The 20,143-nt window shown below is 64.3% G+C and carries 21 protein-coding genes; 19 read left to right on the top strand and 2 right to left on the bottom strand.

The genetic code is table 11. The features are described 5' to 3' along the window. Positions 1–137: 137 nt before the first annotated feature. The 3 genes from V3572_RS16610 to nth are packed head-to-tail and all read left to right on the top strand — an operon-like array spanning position 138 to position 1,684. The gene (locus V3572_RS16610; protein ID WP_332112149.1) at positions 138–422 is read left to right on the top strand and encodes an SPOR domain-containing protein; all 285 of its coding nucleotides are present in this window, start codon (positions 138–140) and stop codon (positions 420–422) included. A gap of 48 nt (positions 423–470) precedes the next feature. Beyond that, on the top strand, positions 471–1,025 hold the full coding sequence (locus V3572_RS16605; protein WP_332112148.1) for a pyruvoyl-dependent arginine decarboxylase: 555 nt from the start codon (positions 471–473) through the stop codon (positions 1,023–1,025). Positions 1,026–1,042: 17 nt separating this feature from the next. Beyond that, complete coding sequence (nth, locus tag V3572_RS16600; protein ID WP_332112147.1) at positions 1,043–1,684, top strand: endonuclease III; 642 nt, start codon at positions 1,043–1,045, stop codon at positions 1,682–1,684. A 20-nt stretch (positions 1,685–1,704) separates the two neighbouring features. Here the strand turns inward: nth and V3572_RS16595 are convergent, their stop codons facing one another. Beyond that, positions 1,705–2,151: a hypothetical protein gene (locus V3572_RS16595; protein ID WP_332112146.1), complete on the bottom strand. Its 447-nt coding sequence runs from the start codon at positions 2,149–2,151 to the stop codon at positions 1,705–1,707. Between the two features lie 256 nt (positions 2,152–2,407). Here V3572_RS16595 and yedE point away from each other — a divergent pair, with 256 nt between their 5' ends. The 9 genes from yedE to V3572_RS16550 all read left to right on the top strand — a co-directional run bounded on the left by yedE (position 2,408) and on the right by V3572_RS16550 (position 11,400). Continuing rightward, positions 2,408–3,490, top strand: coding sequence for a YedE family putative selenium transporter (yedE, locus tag V3572_RS16590; RefSeq protein ID WP_332112145.1), 1,083 nt, complete (start codon positions 2,408–2,410; stop codon positions 3,488–3,490). A gap of 156 nt (positions 3,491–3,646) precedes the next feature. Further along, positions 3,647–3,865, top strand: coding sequence for a sulfurtransferase TusA family protein (locus tag V3572_RS16585; protein ID WP_332112144.1), 219 nt, complete (start codon positions 3,647–3,649; stop codon positions 3,863–3,865). After that, positions 3,862–4,422: a DUF3343 domain-containing protein gene (locus V3572_RS16580; RefSeq protein WP_332112143.1), complete on the top strand. Its 561-nt coding sequence runs from the start codon at positions 3,862–3,864 to the stop codon at positions 4,420–4,422. Before V3572_RS16585 ends, V3572_RS16580 begins: the two co-directional genes overlap by 4 nt. Beyond that, positions 4,407–5,276, top strand: coding sequence for an NAD(P)H-hydrate dehydratase (locus tag V3572_RS16575; RefSeq protein WP_332112141.1), 870 nt, complete (start codon positions 4,407–4,409; stop codon positions 5,274–5,276). Before V3572_RS16580 ends, V3572_RS16575 begins: the two co-directional genes overlap by 16 nt. Next, positions 5,273–5,503 carry a hypothetical protein gene (locus V3572_RS16570; RefSeq protein WP_332112140.1) on the top strand — a complete coding sequence of 77 codons (231 nt, stop codon included), beginning with the start codon at positions 5,273–5,275 and terminating at the stop codon, positions 5,501–5,503. Before V3572_RS16575 ends, V3572_RS16570 begins: the two co-directional genes overlap by 4 nt. A 429-nt stretch (positions 5,504–5,932) precedes the next feature. Then, positions 5,933–6,817, top strand: a complete 885-nt coding sequence (locus V3572_RS16565; RefSeq protein ID WP_332112139.1) for a universal stress protein — start codon at positions 5,933–5,935, stop codon at positions 6,815–6,817. Positions 6,818–6,862: 45 nt separating this feature from the next. Then, on the top strand, positions 6,863–8,413 hold the full coding sequence (locus tag V3572_RS16560) for an ATP-binding protein (protein ID WP_332112138.1): 1,551 nt from the start codon (positions 6,863–6,865) through the stop codon (positions 8,411–8,413). Positions 8,414–8,416: 3 nt separating this feature from the next. Continuing rightward, complete coding sequence (locus V3572_RS16555) at positions 8,417–9,919, top strand: sensor histidine kinase (protein ID WP_332112137.1); 1,503 nt, start codon at positions 8,417–8,419, stop codon at positions 9,917–9,919. Further along, on the top strand, positions 9,904–11,400 hold the full coding sequence (locus V3572_RS16550; RefSeq protein WP_332112136.1) for a sigma-54-dependent transcriptional regulator: 1,497 nt from the start codon (positions 9,904–9,906) through the stop codon (positions 11,398–11,400). The genes V3572_RS16555 and V3572_RS16550 overlap by 16 nt, the downstream gene beginning before the upstream one ends. A gap of 90 nt (positions 11,401–11,490) precedes the next feature. Here V3572_RS16550 and V3572_RS16545 read toward each other — a convergent pair whose 3' ends face one another. Beyond that, on the bottom strand, positions 11,491–12,201 hold the full coding sequence (locus V3572_RS16545; protein ID WP_332112135.1) for a Smr/MutS family protein: 711 nt from the start codon (positions 12,199–12,201) through the stop codon (positions 11,491–11,493). Between the two features lie 332 nt (positions 12,202–12,533). On the opposite strand from V3572_RS16545, the gene V3572_RS16540 reads away from it, so the two are divergent. From V3572_RS16540 to V3572_RS16510, 7 genes are all read left to right on the top strand, one after another. Continuing rightward, positions 12,534–13,325 carry a tetratricopeptide repeat protein gene (locus V3572_RS16540; RefSeq protein ID WP_332112134.1) on the top strand — a complete coding sequence of 264 codons (792 nt, stop codon included), beginning with the start codon at positions 12,534–12,536 and terminating at the stop codon, positions 13,323–13,325. Positions 13,326–13,645: 320 nt separating this feature from the next. Beyond that, positions 13,646–15,187 carry an ABC transporter substrate-binding protein gene (locus V3572_RS16535; RefSeq protein WP_332112133.1) on the top strand — a complete coding sequence of 514 codons (1,542 nt, stop codon included), beginning with the start codon at positions 13,646–13,648 and terminating at the stop codon, positions 15,185–15,187. A gap of 61 nt (positions 15,188–15,248) precedes the next feature. Next, positions 15,249–16,259: an ABC transporter permease gene (locus V3572_RS16530; RefSeq protein WP_332112132.1), complete on the top strand. Its 1,011-nt coding sequence runs from the start codon at positions 15,249–15,251 to the stop codon at positions 16,257–16,259. An 11-nt stretch (positions 16,260–16,270) separates the two neighbouring features. After that, positions 16,271–17,137: an ABC transporter permease gene (locus V3572_RS16525; protein WP_332112131.1), complete on the top strand. Its 867-nt coding sequence runs from the start codon at positions 16,271–16,273 to the stop codon at positions 17,135–17,137. A gap of 5 nt (positions 17,138–17,142) precedes the next feature. Next, positions 17,143–18,129, top strand: a complete 987-nt coding sequence (locus V3572_RS16520) for an ABC transporter ATP-binding protein (protein WP_332112130.1) — start codon at positions 17,143–17,145, stop codon at positions 18,127–18,129. Further along, positions 18,126–19,100: an ABC transporter ATP-binding protein gene (locus V3572_RS16515; RefSeq protein WP_332112129.1), complete on the top strand. Its 975-nt coding sequence runs from the start codon at positions 18,126–18,128 to the stop codon at positions 19,098–19,100. Before V3572_RS16520 ends, V3572_RS16515 begins: the two co-directional genes overlap by 4 nt. A 125-nt stretch (positions 19,101–19,225) precedes the next feature. Continuing rightward, positions 19,226–20,050 (top strand): M55 family metallopeptidase, encoded by an 825-nt coding sequence (locus V3572_RS16510; protein ID WP_332112128.1) that lies wholly within the window; start codon positions 19,226–19,228, stop codon positions 20,048–20,050. Positions 20,051–20,143 lie beyond the last annotated feature (93 nt).

Genomic DNA, 20,143 nt, shown 5'->3' with positions numbered 1-20,143 from the left:
GATCCTGGTGTTCATCACCCTCATCTGCCTGATCATCGCCGCCCGGCTCTTCTCCCCCCGCCCAGGTCAAGCCCGCGCCCGCCCCGGAACCGGCCCTGGCCCAGCGCCCTCCGGCTGCGCCGCCGACCGCCAAGCCCGTGGAACCCGTGCCGCCCGCGCCGAAAGCAGAGGCTGGCGCATCGGGAGGCGGTTTCGAGGCGACCTATCAGGTGGCGTCTTTTTTTAAGAAGGATCAGGCCGACACCATGATCAAAAAGCTGGCCCAGAAGGGGGTGAAGGCGGAGATCAGGCAGGGCAAGATTCAGGACAAGGATGTTTTCCGCATTGCGGTGACCCTGCGCGGGACCGAGCAGGAGATCAAGGCCGGGCTGGAAAAAACGGGTGAAAAAGGCCCTATACTTCTCGGCAAAAAACCCTTATAGGGATGCCCCCGCTTGTCCCGGGAGACTCCCCCAGAATGAGGACCGCACATGCAGCACATGTCTTTCGTCCCGACCAAGGCTTTTTTCACCAAGGGCATCGGCCGCCACAAAAACAAGCTCCAGTCGTTCGAGCTGGCCCTGCGTGACGCCGGAATCGAAAAGCTCAACCTCGTCTACGTGAGCAGCATCTGCCCGCCCAACTGCACGATTCTTCCCCTGGAGGAAGGCGTCAAGCAGTTGAGTCCGGGCCAGATCACCTTTTGCGTCATGGCCCGCAACGCCACGGATGAAAAAAACCGGATGGTGGGTTCGGCCGTGGGCATGGCCTTTCCTGCGGACAAAGGCAATTACGGCTACATCTCCGAACACACCACGTTCGGGGCCGATGAACAGGAAATCGGCGATTTCGCCGAGGACTTGGCCTCCACCATGCTGGCCACCACGCTCGGCATCGATTTCGATCCCGAGACGGCCTACGACGAACGCCGCCAGATCTATCTCATGAGCGGCAAGATCGTGGATTCGGCCTCCAAGCCCTGCGTCACCACCGGCCAGGCCGGAGTGTGGTCCACCACCATCTCCGCCGTGGTCTTTCTGCCCTAGACGGAATCAGGCCTCGCGTGGACAGACAGACGCGCGCAGGCATCGTTCTTGACCGGTTGCGGCCCCGGTATCCCGGGGCCGCCTCCGCTCTGATCTGGACAAATCCGTATCAGCTTCTCGTGTCCACGGTGCTGGCCGCCCAATGCACCGACGCCCGGGTCAATCTGGTGACCCCGGAGTTTTTTCGCCGCTGGCCCGATCCGGCCGCCCTGGCCGCCGCCGACGTGGCCGAGGTGGAGGTCGTGGTCCATTCCACGGGATTTTTCCGCAACAAGGCCAAAAACCTCGTCGCCGCCGCGAAAATGATGGTGGCCGAACACGGCGGCGCGGTCCCGCGCACCCTGGCGGAGCTCACGGCCCTGCCGGGGCTGGCCCGCAAGACCGCCAACATCGTGTCCGGGAACGCCTACGGCAACCACGAGGGCATTGCCGTGGACACCCACGTCAAGCGCCTGTCCTATCGCCTGGACCTGACGGATTCCGAAAACCCCGTGGTCATCGAGAGGGACTTGATCCCCCTTTTCCCGCGTGAGGCCTTCGGCGAGATCAACCACCTGCTGGTGCTTTTCGGCCGCGACGTGTGCCAGGCCCGCAAACCCCGCTGCGAGGCCTGTCCCCTGGCCGATGTCTGTCCCCGGAAGGGGCTTATTTCACCATGACTCCACTATGTATCTTGTCTCTACCCTCTATATTTTCTAACAACATCTTTTAATGCAGGGCTTGTGCCTACAAATTTTTTCCCGCATGATGTCGTTGCATAAGCATTTTTAATATCGTTAAAGCCAATTTCAAAAAATATATTTTCGTTAGTGTATGCTGAAAATGATTCTCTTGCTTCAAGACGATATGGCAACATCTTTCCGTCGATGAATATTGGCTCTACAAGAGCCATCCTTTCTTTTGTATGCCTTAATCCAAAGCCAACTTCACTTATAGTAATACTGCTTGTGCCCTTATTGATAACTTCAATGCATAGGATATTCACAGGTTTTCCGCTGAGATGTGTCCTCGCCATTTTAGGAACGACGACAACTTTCAATCTGTCCCTTGATACGGCATAAGCTGTATTAAATACACCAAGAATAGCGCCGATCACAGCGATGATCAGCGTAAGCGTATTTTCCATAGGATTCTCGCTTCTTCTCGACGACAGTTAGAATTTGTTTCAGATTAATATTCCATGAATTTTTTATAACAACAAGATTATTCATAAATTATTATCAATTTTAAGTTGAACGAAATCTATCTATCGAAAATACATAAAAGCATCAGAATTTTCAATTTGTCCTTGGCTTGTTCCTCTTCTATACAATCGGGAATTACCGTGTGTCGCGGAGGGGGAATTCCCGGCACGGGGAACCGTCAACGAGCAAGGAGCGGCCATGAAGAATTTTTTCTCCTCGAAACAGGGCATCATCGCCGTGGGCCTCGCCATCGGCGTCCTGGCCCCGCTTCTGCAATTCTGGGGCAACCCGGGCAACATGGGCATCTGCGTGGCCTGCTTCGAGCGCGATATCGCAGGGGCCGTGGGCCTGCACCGGGCGGCCATCGTCCAGTACATGCGCCCGGAGATCATCGGCTTCGTGCTCGGTTCCCTTCTGGCGGCGCTTTTCACCAAGGATTTCCGCCCCCGGGCCGGGTCCGCGCCGATTGCCCGGTTCATCCTGGGGGCGTTCGCCATGATCGGGGCCCTGGTCTTTCTGGGCTGCCCCTGGCGGGCCATCCTGCGTCTGGCCGGCGGCGACCTCAGCGCCATTTTCGGCATCCTGGGCCTGGTGGCGGGCATCTGGATCGGCGCCATCTTTTTCCGCAAGGGCTACAACCTGGGCCGCAGCCAGAAAACCCACGCCTCGGTGGGACTGATCATGCCCCTGGTCATGCTCGGCTTTTTCGCCCTCATGCTGCTGTATCCCCAGATCGAAAAAGAGCCCCAGTCCGGCGTGCTGTTCTACAGCGTCCAGGGCCCGGGCGCCATGCATGCGCCGCTTCTGGCCTCCCTGGCCGTGGGACTTTTGGTCGGCGTCATCGCCCAGCGCAGCCGGTTTTGCACCATGGGCGCGTTTCGCGACGTGATCCTTTTCAAGCAGTCCCATCTTTTGCTCGGGGTCATCGCCCTTTTCGTCGCGGCCGTGGTGGTCAACGCCCTGCTCGGGCAGGTGAAGATCGGCTTCGAGGGCCAGCCCGTGGCCCATACCCAGCAGGTCTGGAACTTCGCCGGGATGCTCCTGGCCGGACTGTGCTTCGCCCTGGCCGGGGGATGCCCGGGACGGCAGCTCTTTTTGTCCGGCGAGGGCGACGGCGACGCCGCGGTCTTCGTGTTCGGGATGATCGTCGGCGCGGGCTTCGCCCACAACTTCGGGCTGGCCAGCTCCCCCCAGGGCGTGGGGCCCCACGGCGTCGCCGCTGTGTTCGTGGGCCTTGCCGTATGCCTGTACTTCGGCCTGACCATGCGCGCCAAGGCGTGACAGGGGCGTGCCAGGGAGCAGGGGAAAAGCCTCCGGCGGCCCAAGGGCTACGCCCTTGGGAATCCCGTAACGATTTCCGGCCGCCCCTATGCCGTCTGCTCTTTCGAGGACGGCCTGCCTGGCCGGAAAAGACGCACTGCGAGAGGAGATCATGCCATGGAAAAGACCATAGACGCCAGGGGGCTGTCCTGCCCCCAGCCGGTTTTGGATACGCTTTCGGCCATCGCGGCCATGGGTTCGGGTAAGCTGACCGTTTTGGTCGATACCGAGGCCTCCAAGGAAAACGTGTCCCGGGCCGTGGCGGCCAAGGGCTGGCGGCTTGACGCCGTGGCCGAGGACGGCGGAGAATACCGCATCGACATCAGCAAGGGATGATTTTGGGATTTTTCGACCGCTTCCGCACAAAAGACCCCGGCCCGGCGTCCGCCTCCAAGGCCGACCGGGGCCTTTTGCTGTTCGAAAACACCAGCGAGGTCATTCGGGCCGAAATGACCCTGCGCGAAGCCGGATTCGCGATCAAGGTGGTGGGGCCGCCTCCCGAGGTGCGCCGGGGCTGCGATCTGGCCGTGGAGTTCCCGCTCATCGAGGGCCTGCACATCCGCCGCAGGCTCGACGCCGCCAAGGTTCCGCCCCTGGACACGATTCCGGTCACCGGGCCCCTTTTGGCCCCGGTGGACATCTTCCAGGTCAAGGACTTCGGGGCGTATCTCATGGTCCGGGCCGCGAACATGAAGCTGACCGTGGAAAAGGCCACCGGCGTCATCGTCAACGTCTCGGGCGGCGGCTGCCCGGACGTGCCCTATCTGGCGACGCAGCTCATCGGCAAAACCCTGGACGAGGCCCCCTCGCCGCGAGAGATCGGCCACACCCTGTGCGGCTACGCCCTGGGGCTGGCCTTCGAGGAAATGAAAAAGCAATGCTCGCCGTCGTAGGCGCCATCCCCGATCCTGACGTGCCGGTCACCGAAGGCCTGGCGGACATTTCCAGCCAGGGCATGACCGTGGGCGGCCTGCCCGTGGCCCCGGATCGGGGAACCCCGGCCCTTTTGGCGGCGGCCGCCGCAGCCTGCGCCACCCTTTCGCTGCCCGCGCCCTACGCCTTCCTGGTCGGCGACGAGGGGCTGGGACACGGCAGCCGCGCCTTGTACCGCCATCTGACGGACGTTCTGCCCGGACGGCGATTTTCCACCCTGGTCTTCCATTATCTGATGCCCGACGTCATGTGGCACGACAAGGTGCTCTTCGCCGTGGAGGCCATGCCCGAACGCCCCAGGCTCATCGCCGACGCCGGGTTCATGTATGCGGCCAAGATGAGCGGGCAGGCCGCGTCCTACGACCTCTTCACCCCGGACGCCGGAGAACTGGCCTTTCTGGCCGACGAAACCGCGCCGCATCCCTTTTATACCCGGGGATTCGTCCTGCATGAGGAAAACCGCGTGCCGGACCTCATCGCCCGGGCCTACCAGGGCGAGAACGCGGCCTCGACGCTTCTGGTCAAGGGCGGCACGGATTATATCGCCGATGCGACCGGGGTGCTTTTTACCGTGGACGGCCCCTGCGAAGAGGCCATGGAGGCCATGGGCGGCACCGGCGACACCGTGGCCGGGATGGCCGCGGCGCTCATGGAATCCGGACGCTCCGCGTCCAGTGCGGCCTGGTGTGCGGCCAGGGCCAACCGGCTGGCCGGGCGCTTGGCCCGCCCCAACCCGGGGTCGCGCATCGCCGAGATCATCGCCCGCATCCCCGAGGCCCTACGCCAGGCCTTGGCCGAGGCGCCCGTACCATGACCGCCCGGCGCATCACCGCCGACATGAGCCTTTTGGATGTCGTCGCCGCCCATCCGGCCACGGAGGCGGTCTTCCGCTCCCGGGACGCAGCGGCCGGGGCGTGCCTTTTGTGTACGGCGCTTTTCGATTCCATTGACGTTGTGGCGGCGCGCCACGGGCTCGATTTGGAGGCGCTGCTTGGGGAGCTTGAGAACGCGGCGGCAGGTGGCTCGGGAGCCGTCGGATGAAACCGCCTTGAGCGGCGCGGGCGTTTCCCGGCCGAAGCGGCCTGTGCGCCGCTCGGCGTCCCGCCTATTTCCTCCCTGCCTGTTTCCTGGCGACAGTGTTTTCCTTCAAATTTCTCATCCCCGGCTGCCGAAAATTCTGAGGTATTCCCCTCAAGGACGCCGGAGGAGGTCTGGCAGGCGCAAGGCCCAAGGCGATGCCGCATGCCTGGCCTGCGGCCTGGGAACGAAGGTCCGGCCTGCGTGTGGCCCGCCGTTTCTGGGTTGTCTCCGGGCCGGGTAGGGGCCAAATCGGGAATGGCGGCCGGGAGCAGAAATCCTCGCCGGGGGGCGGGAAAAATGAATTGTGAGCTATTGCGGGAAGTTCTATAGGGATGGTGTAGTCTTGATGAATTCGGCCCGGCCTGTGGGGCCGGTTTCGGGGGAAGGCGCATGGACAAGCACTTCTTGGTGACCATAGGGGATGACCCTGGGATTTTCTACGGCGTCGGCTTCATCAGTCATTTTTTCGACGACAAGGATCGGGTGCGGGCGACGCTTTTCCACATCGCCCCCCAGCCCCCGGCGGTCTGGCCCGAGGAACTGACCTATGAGACCAAAAAGGTCTTGGAGGACAATGCCGGGCGTCTGGAGGACAAGGGCCGCATGGCCCTGGCCGCCGCCCGGGAGCGATTTTTGAGCAAGGGGTTTTCGCCGCGCAAGATCGAGGAGAAATTTATCTTCGGGGCCTTCCCCCGGGCCGGGAATCTGGTCATGGAGGGGGAGTACGGCGACTATGACGCCGTGGTCCTGGGGCAACGCGGTTTCGCGGGCTTAAGCGCCTTTCTGGGTCGCGGGGTCGGGGTCGAGATCATGCGCGAATCCTTCGACTTTCCCATGTGGGTCTGCCGCTTGCCGGACTATGGGCGATCCGGGGTGTTGGTCTGCGTGGACGGCTCAAACGCCGCGTTTCGGGCCGTGGACCATGTGGGAACCATGCTAGAGGGTGAGAATCGGCACGCCGTGACCCTCTTTTATGTCTCGGGCCAGGCGGAGAAGGGGGCGGCGGAGGCCGTATTCGCCCGGGCCCGGGAGGTGCTTGCCGCCAGGGGCGTTGCGCCCGAACGCATCGACACCCGGCTGGTCGCGTCCGACCATGTGGCCAGGGCCGCGCTTGCCGAGGCCGAATCCGGGCGGTATGCCGTGGTGGCCGCCGGGCGTACGGGCCAGGGGAGGGGGAGCACGCCGCTTGGCGGGCTGTCCCGGGCCTTTTTCGGGTCAACCAGCGATGTGTTGTTCCACGAGCTGGCCGGGGCGGTCCTGTGGGTGTGCCGCTGACGGGCGCCCGCACCATGACAACGGTGTAACGGACGGATGAAGGTCATGACCACCCCGGACAGACACGATCAGACCGAATATTGTTTGTGGGACTCCTCCGACCGGGAATTCCAGGTAGGCATCATCGGCACCGGGTCCGGTTTCATGTCCATCCTGGATATCTTGGGCAACGAGCAGTACCAGGAGTTCCTGCCGGGCCTGAAACTGACGGCCGTGGCCGACCTCGGGCCCCAGCCCGCCAGCCGGGCCCATGTCGAGAAGCTCGGGGTGCCGATCTACGAGACCTTCCAGGACATGCTGGCGGCCCACCCCGGCATCGACCTGGTGGTGGAACTCATCGGCTCCCGGGCCAAGCTGCGGGCCATTCGTTCGGCCCTGCCGGACAGCGTTTCGCTTATCGACCACAATGCGGCCTTTTTTCTGTGCGGCCTGCACAACATGCTCCAGGTCAGCACCCACTGCCAGGTCAACCTGGACCGGCACAAGGAACTCTTAAACGCCATCATCGACGAGGTGCGCGACGACATCATCCTCCTGGACAAGGAGGGCCGCGTGGTGGACCTCAATAAAAACGTCTACCAGCGCCTGGGCAAGGAGAAGTCCGAGCTTTTGGGGCTGCCCTGCTGGCAGGTGCAGACCCTTGACGACGGACGGCCCTTTTGCTGCGGTCAGGACAAGGACTGCCCCTTTTTCTCCACCCTTTCCACCGGCCGCGAGGCCGAGGCCCTTTTTACCCGCCTCGATGCCGACGGCCGCCTCATGTATTTCCGCATCTATTCCTATCCCATCTTCAACCCGCTGGGGAATATGACCCATGTCATGGTCATGCGCCGGGACATCACCCGGCGCACCTACCGGGAACGCCATCAGCAGCACGCCGAAAAGCTGGCGGTCATCGGCGAGATGTCCATGTACCTGGCCCATGAGATCAGAAATCCCCTGTTCGCCATCTCCGGCTTCACCAAGTCGCTTCTGGACTCGGCGAACCTGACGGAGAAGGAACGGGAAAAGCTGCGCATCATCGCCGAGGAGGCCAAACGCCTGGATCGCATGTTGTCGAGCATTTTAAGCTTCTCGCGCCAGACCCAGACCGTGTCCGGGCCCGTGGACCTCAACCGGGTCAGCGAGGAGGCCGTGGATCTTATGCGCATCGGCTATGCCGACAAGGGCTACCGTTTCGTGCTCAATGCCGATCCCAACATCCCGCGCGGCCGGGCCGAGACCGAGACCATCAAGCAATGTTTGGTCAACCTGATGCTCAATTCCATGGAGGCCATGCCCGCAGGCGGCGAGATCCGCGTGCGCACGGGCATGGAGGAGGACCGGCCGGTGGTCGAGGTGGCGGATCGCGGCCGGGGCATGAGCCAACCCGAGATGGACAAGGTCTTTAGCCCCTTCCACACCACCAAGGGCCAGGGGTACGGACTGGGATTGGCCATGATCAAGAAGATGATCGAGGAGTTCGGCGGCCGGGTGACCTTGTCCAGCCGGGAGGGGCGCGGCACGGCCGTGACCCTGCACTTTGCGCCCATCCTGGCGGGCGAGGAGGAGCGGCAGGCCGTGGATGACCTCAAGACCCCACGGAATGTCTCCTAGGCCATGTTCGTCCGAAAAGCCGGGCCCGGCTCCCTCCCCTCGCGCCTGTGGAGTCTGCGGGCCCGGCTGATTCTGTCTCTGGGGGCGCTTTTGGCCATAAGCCTCGGGGGGGCGGTTCTGTCCCTGTGGTACGGGCACATGGCCCGCAATCTGTATCTCTCCACTCTGGAAGGCGACGTGGCCGGTCTGGCGGCGGCCCAGGAGTTGGAAAACGCCCTGTTGGCCCTGTATGCCGAGGCGGCCGGGGCCAGGAGCCGGGGGGCATTGGACGCCGCCGAGGGGCTTGCGGCCGGACGGCGGCGGGTGGAGGAGTGGCTGCGCAAGGCCCGCGACGCGGCAGGCGGCGAGGCTGCCCGGCAGGGCCTCTCCCAACTTGACGCGGCTTGGTTTGCAGTCCAGGAGGCCATGGACACGGCCTTTGACCGGTCCTCGACGCCCGAGGCCGGACTCGAGCTTCTGTCCCGGCGTTTTCACGAGGCCTTTTCCCGGGCCGAGGCCTACAAAAGCCTTTTTCGGGAGGGGATTGCGGCCCGGCGCGTCGACTACCAGGAGCGCACCGACGCCCTGGTGGTCATGGTCTGGATCGCCCTGCCCCTGGTGGCCCTTCTGGGGCTGGCCCTGACGCATCTGGTGTTTTGGCGCATTTTGAATCCCATCCGCCATCTGGCCCGCACCGGGGCCGGGTCCGATAAAGAGCTGTGCGACGGCAACGAGGTCAAGACCCTGGCCCGGCGTTTCGGCAATCTGCTTGTGGCCGTGGATCGGGCCGAATCCGACCTGGAGGTGAGCCGGGACCACCTCATGCAGTCGGAAAAGCTGGCCCTGGTGGGCAAGCTGGCCGCCGGGGTGGCCCATACCATCCGCAATCCCCTGACCTCGGTCAAAATGCGGCTTTTCTCCCTGGAGCGCGTCCTGCGCCTGGAGCCCGCCCAGAAGGAGGACTTCGAGGTCATTTCGGAAGAGATCCGGCACATCGACACCATCGTACGCAATTTTTTGGAGTTTTCCCGGCCGCCCAAGCTGGTTTCCCGGCCCACCAGCCTGTCCGACGTGGTGGACACCACCCTAAACCTCCTCAAGCACAGGTTGGAGTCCTACGGGGTGACGGTGGAGGTTCTGCGGGCCAAGCGCCTGACCCCCATCAGCGCCGACCCCGACCAGCTCAAGGAGGCCCTGGTCAATCTGGTGCTCAACGCCTGCGAGGCCATGGTCGAGGGCGGCCGGATCGTCATTCGCGAGGAGGAGGGGGTCATGGAGCCGGCCGGGCGGGTGGTGGTGGTGCGCATCAGCGACACCGGGCCGGGGGTGCCGGAGTTTATCCGCGACCGGGTGTTCCAGCCCTTTTTCACCACCAAGGGCGAGGGCTCCGGCCTGGGGCTGCCCATCGCCCAGCGTATCGTGGAGGAGCACGGCGGGTGGATCAACCTGCATTCTCCCGAGGGGCGGGGGGCCACCTTCGCCCTGATCTTCCCGCACACCGAGGAGCGCACGTGGCACAGATTCTGATTGTGGACGACGACCACCAGTTGCGCCAGAGCTTCGAGCGCCTGCTGAGCGCCGAGGGCTATACCGTACGCACGGCCTCCACGGGCGAGGCCGGGGTGGAAATGGTCCGTGAGCGCCTGCCCGACCTGGTGGTCATGGACGTGCGCATGCCGGGCCTAAGCGGCCTGGAGGCCTTTGCGGCCATGCGCGAGATCGAGCCGAGGCTCCCGGTGATCATCATGACCGCCCACGGCACCACGGAGACCGCCATCGAGGCCACCCGCATGGGGGCCTTCGACTACGTGCTCAAGCCCTTCGACATCCCCGACATCTTAAAGCTCATCGAAAAGGGCTTAAGCGCCGGGCGCTTCATGCGCTCCAAGGTGGAGATGGACGCCCCGGCCGAGGGCGGCGAGGGCGAGGCCATCGTGGGCGGCGGCCCGGCCATGCAGGAGGTCTACAAGGCCATCGGCCGCGCCGCGCCCACCGACGCCACGGTGCTCATCCGGGGCGAGTCCGGCACGGGCAAGGAACTCGTGGCCCGGGCCGTCTACCAGTACAGCTCCCGGGCCGGGAAACCGTTTTTGGTCATCAACTGTGTGGCCATCCCGGAAACGCTTCTGGAATCGGAACTCTTCGGCTACGAGCGGGGGGCCTTCACCGGGGCCTCGGGCCGCAAGGTGGGCAAGATCGAGCAGGCCAACCGGGGCACGGTCTTTTTGGACGAGATCGGGGACATGCCGGTATCCATCCAGGCCAAGCTGCTGCGCCTTTTGCAGGAAAAGCATGTGGAGCGCCTGGGCGGGGCCGGCCCCATCCCCGTGGACGTGCGCATCATCGCCGCCACCAACCGGGATCTGGAGCAGGCCGTGGCCAAAGGGGCCTTTCGCGAGGATCTGTATTACCGCCTCAAGGTGGTGACCATGACCCTGCCCCCCTTGAGGGAGCGGCGCGAGGACATCCCGCTTCTGGCCAGACATTTTTTGTGCCGCTTTTCCCGCGAGGCCGGCGTGCCCGATCCAGGGCTGACCCCCCAGGCCTTGGTCTTTCTGACCGGGCACGACTGGCCGGGAAACGTGCGCGAATTGGCCAACGTCCTGCAAAAAACCCTGATATTCAACCGGGGGGGGCCCATTGCCGCCGATGACCTGCAACAGGCCGCCGGTGCGGCGCCCCCTCCTGCGGTTTCCGGAACGGCCGGGGCCGTCGCCGGGGCCGGGGGCGATGGCTCGGCCCAGGAATTTCTGCGGCGGTTCGTGCGCGGGGAACTGGTGGCGGCCCGGGACGACGAGGGGGCCTTCGAATCGCTCATGGACCGTTTCGGGGCGGTGGTCATTGCCGAGGCCCTGGCCATGACCAGCGGCAACCGCACCAGGGCGGCCAGGCTTTTGGGGCTGTCGCGGCCAACGCTTCTGGCCCGCATCGAAAAATACGGATTGAAAATCGAGACCTCGGTGACCTCCCAGCTTGGCGCGACGGAGTTCGACGGCCCCGGGCGATGACGGCGGCCGGGGTGTGGCGTCGCCCGGGCCGGGATAAGGTCGGCGACGTGCAGACCCGTAGCGGCCGACACGCCGGGCCGGGGTGGAGCCCTAGCCCAGGTCGTCCCAGAAATTTTCCCAGCGCACCTTGCCCTTGGTCTTTTTGAACTTGCGCAAGAGCACGTACAGGGCCCCGGCGCCGCCGTGCCGGGGCAGGGCCGTGGCGAAGGCCAGGATCACGCGCTTTAAGGGGTCGCGGGTGAGCCAGGTCTTGAGCTCCTCCTTGAGCACGGGAAGCCCGCCCGGGGAGTTGGCCCCGCGCCCGGGGATGAGCAGCAGGCAGCGCTTCCCGGCCAGGTAGTGCTCGCGCACGAAATGCACAAGCGCCAACTGGGCCTGATCGGCGTTAAGGCCGTGCATGTCCAGATGGGCCTCGGGGGAGAACTGCCCGGCGCGCAGTTGGCGGAAGACCTTCTGGTCCATGTCCCGGACAAATCCCTGCAGGTATTCGTCGGTAAACGACAACTCGAATTCCACCCGTCCGGCTACCAGGTCCAGCAGGGCGTTTTTGCCGTCCGGATCGGACTCGGGCATCGAGCCGGGGGGCGGATCGGCAGGCTTGGGAACCACGACCCGGCCCCGAACCGTGCCGTCCATGGCCCGCACCCCGGACATGGCCTGGGAGAACAGATGCTCTTCGTCCTGGGGCGGGATGTCCGGGTCCGGGGCAGGCTTTGTCGGGGCCTTGACCGGTTCCGATTTTTTCTTCTGGATTTTCAGCGACTTGAGGGCGTCGAGGCCCGCACGTTTTTGTTCTGCCATGTCCGCAAGGCTACAGGGAAGCCGCCGGATTTGCAATGGACGGGCCCGCCGGGGGAAAAGGCCCGGGTGGCTCTGCCCGGTTTCTTGACCCGCCGTGGCCGATGGACTACATAATAAATGTTTTTCATATTGCACGACTCTGTCCGGCGGTTGCCGTGTCGCTTTTCCGCGTCTCTTTTTTTGCTGGTCTCGCTTCTGCACGGCTCTTTTGTGCAGTATGTCAAACGTTGTGGGAGGCGTCTCGGAGTTCATTCGATGCTGCGCAGACCTCATGACGGGAATGTTCGCGATAAAGACCGTGCGGGCATCCGCTCGATAAAAAAGGACCAGGCATGTCCGATCAATTCCGGGTTCTCGGAATCTATTCCCTGACAAAGTCCACCGAGGTGGGGGTGGGGGGAACGGCCAAAGGTTACGAACAGAAGACCTATTGGTTTGTGCGCCGCCTGCCGGACGATACCTATGAGGTGCAGCCGCTCAACGCCAACCATCTCCCCTCGGGCATCAAACGCATTCTCTCCAAAGGGGAGTTCCTGGCGGGATACGCCCCGGAACCAGGATATTACGAAAAAAAAACCCTTCCCCATGTCCAGTCCCTGAAAAAGAAGCTGGCTCAGGGCGAGGAGGCGCTTTGCGCGGGCAACCTCGACGATGCCGAGAAGATGTTCTGCAAGGCCCTGCTCCTCGACGAGGACAATCCCACGGCCAATATGGCTCTTGGCGAGGTGTACTGCCGCAAACAGGAGCACAAGCGTCTGGAGGCCGTCCTGCGGCGCATCCTGAACCTGGATGAGGTCTTCAAGGAGGAGCAGCGCCACGTCTTCAACAGCTTCGGCATCAGTCTGCGCAAGGAGAAATATTTCGCCGAGGCGATCCGCTATTACCGCCGGGCCATCGAATTCAACCCCACGGACGAGAATCTGCATTTCAACGCGGCTCGCGCTTACTTCGAGGCCGGGGAGCTCACCCTGTGCGTCGAGCATCTGGAGCAGGCCTTGCGGCTGCGGCCTGAATTCGCCGAGGCCGCCGAATTTCTGCGCTACCTTAAATCCTGTTCGGCCGTCACGGCCGCCTCGTCCACGCCCGCCGCGCCGGATGGGTCCGGGCCGCCTCTCGAGGGGTGATCGCCATGCCCCCGGCATCCCCGTCGTGCCCGGCTGTGTCGGCGTCAACCGGATCTTGTTGACGATTTTGTGAAATAATTGAGGGCAAAGGGCTGATTTTTGTTGTCGATCAGGCCGGGACGTTTTACAAGAAATCCCGTGCCTGATGGGGAGGGAACGTCTTTTTGCGTCAGGGGGAGGGGTGATCCCCGTGCGCCGCGTGTGACGGATGTGCGACGGCAGGGATGAAAACTTTTTTACCCCCGTGGCGGCTTTCCCTTTCCCGGCGCGCGAATCAGGGTGCGACCTTTTCGACAACGTCAATGATGGAGGCCTACGGCATGCGTATCTGGTCATTTTTGTGTTGCCTGGTCATGATTCTGGCCGTGTCCGTGGCTCACGCCGCCGACAAGGACACCCTGGTGGTGTCCGTGCCCTCGGACATCCATACCCTGGACCCCGGCGTGTCCAGCGACAACTACGATTGGCGTCAGATCTATCCCTGCTACGACCGGCTGGTGAAATACAAGGTCGAAAACGGCAAGGGGTCAACCGAGGTCGAACCCATGGCCGCCGAGTCCTGGACCGTCTCCCCGGACGGGCTGGTGTGGACCTTCAAGATCCGCAAGGGCATCGCCTTCGACGACGGCACGCCGCTGGACGCCGAGGCCGTGCGCTATTCCCTGGACCGCACCCTGGCCATCGGCAAGGGCCCGGCCGACAATATCGGGGCCATCGCCTCCATGAAGGTCGTCGATCCCCAGACCCTGGAAGTCACCCTGAAAAACCCCTACGGCCCGTTCTTGCAAACCCTGGCCACGGACGGGGCCTCCATCGTCAATCCCAAGGTGGCGGCCAAGGCCACGGGCGACGACAAGGCCCAGGCCTGGCTGGCCGAGCATGCCGACGGCAGCGGTCCCTTCAAGGTCACGGAATGGACCCGGGGCCAGAGCTGCGTGCTTGAAGCCAAGCCGAACTACTGGGGCGGCGCGCCCAAGCTGAAAAAGGTCATCATCCGCTTCATGCCCGAGTCCGCCGACCGGCGTATGGCCCTGGAAAAGGGCGACGTGGACATCGCCGAAAACATCCTTATCGACCAGCTTCCGGCCCTGGAGAAAAACCCCGACATCGTGGTCAACCGCTTTCCGGCCCAGATGACGGAATACGTCTACGTCAACTGCCAGAACAAAAAGCTGGCCGATCCCCGGGTGCGTCAGGCCCTGTCCTACGCCGTGGACTACAAGGGCATCATCGAACAGGTGCTTCAGGGCAACGGCATGCAGATGCGCGGCCCCATTCCCCAGGGCATGTGGGGACACCGCGAGGACGTGTTCCAGTACAGCCAGGACGCGGCCAAGGCCAAGGAGCTGTTGAAGGCCGCCGGGGCCGAGAACCTGGAGCTGACGCTGATCTATTCCGAGCGTCGGGCCACCTGGGAGCAGATCGCCCAGGTCATGCAGGCCAATCTGGCCGACATCGGCGTGAAGCTGAAGCTTGAACTCATGTCCAACCCCACCCTGCGCGACAAGATCGACAAGGGCGACTTCGAGCTGTGCCTGGGCGCCTGGAGCCCGGATTTCGCCGATCCTTATATGTTCATGAACTTCTGGTTTGACTCCAAAAACGCGGGCCTGCCCGGCAACCGCAGCTTCTACAAAAACGACAAGGTGGACGAGCTGGTGCGCAAGGCCGCCGGCCTGTCCGACGTGGCCGAGCGCAAGAAGCTGTACAGCGAGGCCCAGGACATCATCATGAAGGACGCCCCGTACATCTTCCTGTACCAGATTCAGACCATCGTCCCCATGCGCAAGGACGTGAAGGGTTACGTGTTCAACCCCATGCTCGAATCCATGTACAACTTCGAGGCCATCTCGAAGAACTAACGGAAAGGACGCCAACGCCCCGGCCGGACGACAAAACGCCCGGCCGGGGCCGTTTCACCTCATGCGCATTCTCGCCTATACCTTCCGACGCCTTCTGGCCGCCATCCCCGTGCTGCTCGGGGTCAGCGTCCTGGCCTTTCTCATTTCCCACGCCATCCCGGGCGATCCGGCCCGCCTGATCGTGGGGCCCAAGGCCAGTCGGGAGGCCGTGGAGGCCATCCGCAAGGAACACGGCCTGGACCGGCCGCTTCCCGTGCAATATCTGCATTTTCTGGGCGGATTGGTCCAGGGCGACCTGGGCCAGTCCATCCGCAACCACCGGCCCGTGACCGAGGATCTGGCCGACTATTTCCCAGCCACCCTGGAACTGACCCTGGCCAGCCTGGTTCTGTGCCTGACCGTGGGCATTCCCCTGGGCATCCTGGCCGCCGTGCGCCGCAACAGGTTTGCCGATCATGCCGCCCGGGTGGTGTCGGTGGTCGGCGTCTCCACCCCGGTTTTCTGGCTGGGACTCATGCTGTTGCTCCTTTTCTACCGCCAATTGAGCTGGCTGCCGGGCTCGGGACGCCTGGACATCACCAGTTCGCCGCCGCCGGACATGACCGGCCTGTACGTGGTGGACGCCCTTTTGGCCGGGGACTGGACCCTTTTGCGCGAGGCCTTAAGCCATCTGATCCTGCCCGCCTTCTGTCTGTCCTACGTCTACCTGGCCATCATCACCCGCATCGTGCGTTCCTCCATGATCGCCGTGCTCGGCCAGGACTACATCACCACGGCCCGGGCCAACGGCCTGTCCGCCGCGCGGGTGGTGTTCAAGCACGCCTTCAAGAATTCGCTGATCCCCACGGTGACCATCGTCGGCCTGTCCCTGGGGGAGCTTTTGGGCGGGGCCATCCTCACGGAGACCATCTTCGCCTGGCCGGGCATGGGCAAATACGTGGTGGATTCGGTCAATTCCCTGGATTTTCCGGCCATCATGGGCTTTACCCTGGTGGCCAGCACGGCCTATGTGGCCATCAACCTCGGGGTGGACGTGTTGTACGCCTTTTTAAACCCCCGCATCCGGTATTGAGGTCGCCGCCCGTGCCCCCCCGCGCCCGCCATCCCCTTTTTCGCGAACTGAAGCTGACGCTTCGCATCCTGTCGCGCAACCCCTCGGCCGTCATGGGCGGGACGATCATCGCGGCCATGGTCTTTCTGGCGCTTTTTGCGCCGCTTCTGGCCCCCTACGATCCCGTCAGGCTGTCGCTTCCGGAACGGCTCCTGGCCCCGGGAGCGGCGCATTTTTTCGGCACGGACGAGCTTGGCCGGGACATCTTCACCCGGGTGCTTTTCGGGGCCCGCATTTCGCTTTCCATCGGTCTTCTGGTCATCAGCGTGGCCGGGGGCGTCGGGGCGCTTATCGGGGCCACATCGGGCTATTTCGGGGGCAAAATCGACAGCGTGGTCATGCGCGTCATGGACGTGATCCTGTCCTTTCCGTCCCTGGTCCTGGCCCTGGCCTTGGCCGCCGCCCTGGGCCCAAGCCTTGTCAACGCCATCTTCGCCACGGCCTTCGTCATGATCCCCAAGTTCGCCCGCATGGTGCGCGGCGATGCCCTGTCCGTGCGCGAGTTGCCGTTCGTGGCCGCCAGCCGGGTGGCCGGGGCCGGACACGGCTTCATCATCCGCCGCCACATCCTGCCCAACTGCCTAAACTCGGCCATCGTCCTGGCCACCCTGACCCTGGGCGACGCCATCCTCATCGCCGCGTCGCTGTCGTTTATCGGCCTGGGGGCCCAGCCGCCCACGCCCGAGTGGGGGGCCATGATCGCCTCGGGACGCAAGTTTCTCATGGACCAGTGGTGGTATGCGACCTTTCCGGGACTTTTTATCCTGTTTACGGTCATCGGCTTCAACATTTTCGGCGATGCGCTGCGCGACGTGCTCGATCCGCGCATCCGGCGTTAGTCATCATGCCCACACCCACGCCGCTTCTCGAGGTTCGCGACCTCTCGGTCAGCTTCAAGACCTATCAGGGCCGGGCCCGGGTGCTGGACCGGGCCAGCCTGTCCGTGAACCGGGGGGAAATCATGGGCCTGGTGGGCGAGACCGGCTGCGGCAAGTCCGTGCTCTCCCGGGCCGTGTTGCGCATCATCCCGTCGCCGCCGGGGCGCATCGACGGCGGGGAGATCCTTTTCGAAGGCCGAGATCTGCTCGCCCTGCCCAGAAAGGCCATGCGCAGGCTTCGCGGGGACCGTATTTCCATGATTTTTCAGGAGCCCATGAGCAGCCTAAACCCCGTGTTCACCGTGGGCAACCAGATGCGCGAGGTCATCCGGGCCCACCGCGAGGTGAGCCGGGCCGAGGCCCACGCCGTGTGTCTGGAGATGCTTGAGGCCGTGCGCCTGCCCGAGCCCGGGGCGGTTTTGGCGGCCTATCCCCACGAACTGTCCGGGGGCATGCGGCAGCGAGTGATGATCGCCATGGAGCTGTCCTGCCGTCCGGCCCTGCTTTTGGCCGACGAGCCCACCACGGCGCTGGACGTCACGGTCCAGGGCCAGATTCTGGCCATTTTGGCCGAGCTGTCCGCCCGTGAGGGCCTGTCCATCCTTTTGGTCACCCACGACATGGGCGTGGTGGCCCAGATATGCCGCCGGGTGGCGGTGATGTACGCCGGGCAGGTGGTGGAGGTGGCCGACGTGGAGAGCCTGTTCGCCCGTCCGGCCCATCCCTACACCCGGGGACTGATCGCCTCCATCCCGGGCCGTGCCGGGGGCGGCGAGCTCTACGCCATCCCGGGCAGCGTCCCGAGCCCCATTGATCCGCCGCCGGGCTGCCGCTTCCATTCCCGCTGCACCCAGTCCGGGCCGGACTGCCGCCGGGCCGTGCCCGGGATGGTTCTCGTGGCCCCGGACCATGCCGTGGCCTGCCACCAGTGTCCCGGGGGAGGTCGGCCATGAGCGACCCGCTGCTTTTGGTTGCGAACCTGTGTAAGGCCTTTCCCCTGGGCGGCGGATTTTTCGGCGGCGGGAAGCGTTTCCTCAAGGCCGTGGACGGGGTGGACCTGTCGTTATCGCGCGGCGAGACGCTGGGGCTGGTGGGAGAGTCGGGCAGCGGCAAGTCCACGGTGGGCAACTGCATCCTGCGCCTGCTGGACCCCGATTCGGGCTCCATCGCCTTTGACGGCGTGGAGCTTACGGAACTTTCGGGCCAGGCATTGATAAAGGCCCGGGCCCGGATGCAGGTGGTTTTCCAGGATCCCCAGAGTTCCCTTGATCCGCGCATGACCGTGGGGGGCATCGTCTCCCTGCCGCTTCGGGTGCAGGGGTTGGCCCGGGGCCGGGAGCTTCGCGACCGGGCCAAGGCCAGTCTGGCCGAGGTAGGGCTTGGGCCGGAGTGCCTGGACCGCTATCCCCATGAATTTTCCGGCGGCCAGCGCCAGCGCATAGGACTTGCCCGGGCGTTGGTGGCCGATCCGGCCTTCGTGGTCATGGACGAGCCGACCAGCGCCCTGGACGTGTCGGTCCAGGCCCAGATCTTAAATCTCATGGCCGGACTTCAGGAAAAGCGCGGCCACGCCTATCTGTTCATTTCCCACGACCTGACCGTGGTGCGCCACGTCAGCCGCCGCATCGCGGTCATGTATCTGGGGGCTGTCGTCGAGACCGCGCCCACGGACGCGCTGTTCACGAATCCGGCCCATCCCTACACCCAGGCGCTTCTGGCCTCGGCGCCCCTGCCGGACCCGACGAAACGGCAGAATCTGGCCCGGCTGACCGGCGACGTGCCAAGTCCCGTGGATCTTCCGCCGGGTTGCCGTTTTCATCCCCGCTGCCCCGAGGCCATGCCGGTGTGCGCCACGCAGCCGCCGCCGAAGGTGTCCCTGGCGGCGGGACATGAAGTCGTCTGCCATTTGCACAGTTCAGGCTAATGCCGTAAAAAGAAAGGGATTCCAAAGGGGCCGTGCCCCTTTGGCCGCCGGAGGCCTCCCTTCCCCGACACCTCGCGCGCAAATCCCATGTCAGAACGCATCATCCATCAGAGGATAGTAGAGCCATGAAAGTCTTCATCAGCGCCGATATTGAAGGAGTGGGGGCCGTGGCCCGCCACGAACACTCCCGGGTGGACGGCCGGGAATACGCCGTCGCCCGGTCCCGCATGACCGGCGAGGTCAACGCCGCCATCGCCGGGGCCTTCGACGGCGGGGCCACGGCCGTGACCGTGGCCGACGCCCACAACGTGGGCTTAAATCTCATCCCCGAAGAGCTCGACGAGCGGGCCCTGCTGGTCATGGGCTCGCCCCGGCCTCTGTCCATGGTCCACGGCATCGACGCCACGTTCGACGCGCTTTTCTGCGTGGGCTACCACGCCATGGCCGCCACCCGCGACGCCAGCATCGTGCATACCTTCACCGGCCGTATCCAGGAGGTGCATCTGGGTGGGGTCAGGATCGGGGAGATCGGCTTAAACGCCGCCCTGGCCGGGGCGTTCGGCGTGCCGCTCACCTTCCTGGCCGGGGACGGCGCGGCCTGCCGCGAGGCCGAGGCGCTTTTGCCCGGGGTGCGCACCCTGTCCGTGAAGGAGGGCATCGGCTCCTACGCCGCCGTGTGCCAGCATCCGACCCGGGCCCGGGCGGCCATCCGTGCTGCGGCCAAGGAGGCGGCGGCCAATCCTCCCGCAGTCAAACCCCTGGTTCTTTCCGGAGAGGTGGAGTTGGTGGTGCGCTGCACCACGGCCTCGGGCGCGGATCGGGCGGGCATGATCCCCCGGACGAGGCGTTTGGACGACCTCACCGTGAGCTACCGGGGAGCGGATGTCATCGAGGCCTTCATGGCGTTTAACGCCATGACCTGCCTGGTGGAACTGGTGCCCTTCATCTGATCCCTGCGCCTGTTCGCATCCGGCGGCGTTGCGCCGCGGGCGGGAAACGCCAGGAGGCGGCCGTTTCCGGTCGGCTCCTGGCGTGTTCTTTTT

Origin of the sequence: Desulfolutivibrio sp. (assembly GCF_036584575.1) — a bacterium.
Lineage (GTDB): Bacteria > Desulfobacterota > Desulfovibrionia > Desulfovibrionales > Desulfovibrionaceae > Desulfolutivibrio.
Note: the sequence above shows the minus strand (reverse complement) of the source record. Positions and strands in the feature narration are given on the sequence as shown.

What these genes read in the sequence shown, in the direction of transcription:
- V3572_RS16605 (WP_332112148.1), top strand. Translation starts at nt 471, where the DNA reads ATGCAGCACATGTCTTTCGTCCCGACCAAGGCTTTTTTCACCAAGGGC.
- V3572_RS16595 (WP_332112146.1), bottom strand. Translation starts at nt 2,151, where the DNA reads ATGGAAAATACGCTTACGCTGATCATCGCTGTGATCGGCGCTATTCTT.
- yedE (WP_332112145.1), top strand. Translation starts at nt 2,408, where the DNA reads ATGAAGAATTTTTTCTCCTCGAAACAGGGCATCATCGCCGTGGGCCTC.
- V3572_RS16585 (WP_332112144.1), top strand. Translation starts at nt 3,647, where the DNA reads ATGGAAAAGACCATAGACGCCAGGGGGCTGTCCTGCCCCCAGCCGGTT.
- V3572_RS16580 (WP_332112143.1), top strand. Translation starts at nt 3,862, where the DNA reads ATGATTTTGGGATTTTTCGACCGCTTCCGCACAAAAGACCCCGGCCCG.
- V3572_RS16575 (WP_332112141.1), top strand. Translation starts at nt 4,407, where the DNA reads ATGCTCGCCGTCGTAGGCGCCATCCCCGATCCTGACGTGCCGGTCACC.
- V3572_RS16570 (WP_332112140.1), top strand. Translation starts at nt 5,273, where the DNA reads ATGACCGCCCGGCGCATCACCGCCGACATGAGCCTTTTGGATGTCGTC.
- V3572_RS16565 (WP_332112139.1), top strand. Translation starts at nt 5,933, where the DNA reads ATGGACAAGCACTTCTTGGTGACCATAGGGGATGACCCTGGGATTTTC.
- V3572_RS16560 (WP_332112138.1), top strand. Translation starts at nt 6,863, where the DNA reads ATGACCACCCCGGACAGACACGATCAGACCGAATATTGTTTGTGGGAC.
- V3572_RS16555 (WP_332112137.1), top strand. Translation starts at nt 8,417, where the DNA reads ATGTTCGTCCGAAAAGCCGGGCCCGGCTCCCTCCCCTCGCGCCTGTGG.
- V3572_RS16545 (WP_332112135.1), bottom strand. Translation starts at nt 12,201, where the DNA reads ATGGCAGAACAAAAACGTGCGGGCCTCGACGCCCTCAAGTCGCTGAAA.
- V3572_RS16540 (WP_332112134.1), top strand. Translation starts at nt 12,534, where the DNA reads ATGTCCGATCAATTCCGGGTTCTCGGAATCTATTCCCTGACAAAGTCC.
- V3572_RS16535 (WP_332112133.1), top strand. Translation starts at nt 13,646, where the DNA reads ATGCGTATCTGGTCATTTTTGTGTTGCCTGGTCATGATTCTGGCCGTG.
- V3572_RS16530 (WP_332112132.1), top strand. Translation starts at nt 15,249, where the DNA reads ATGCGCATTCTCGCCTATACCTTCCGACGCCTTCTGGCCGCCATCCCC.
- V3572_RS16520 (WP_332112130.1), top strand. Translation starts at nt 17,143, where the DNA reads ATGCCCACACCCACGCCGCTTCTCGAGGTTCGCGACCTCTCGGTCAGC.
- V3572_RS16515 (WP_332112129.1), top strand. Translation starts at nt 18,126, where the DNA reads ATGAGCGACCCGCTGCTTTTGGTTGCGAACCTGTGTAAGGCCTTTCCC.
- V3572_RS16510 (WP_332112128.1), top strand. Translation starts at nt 19,226, where the DNA reads ATGAAAGTCTTCATCAGCGCCGATATTGAAGGAGTGGGGGCCGTGGCC.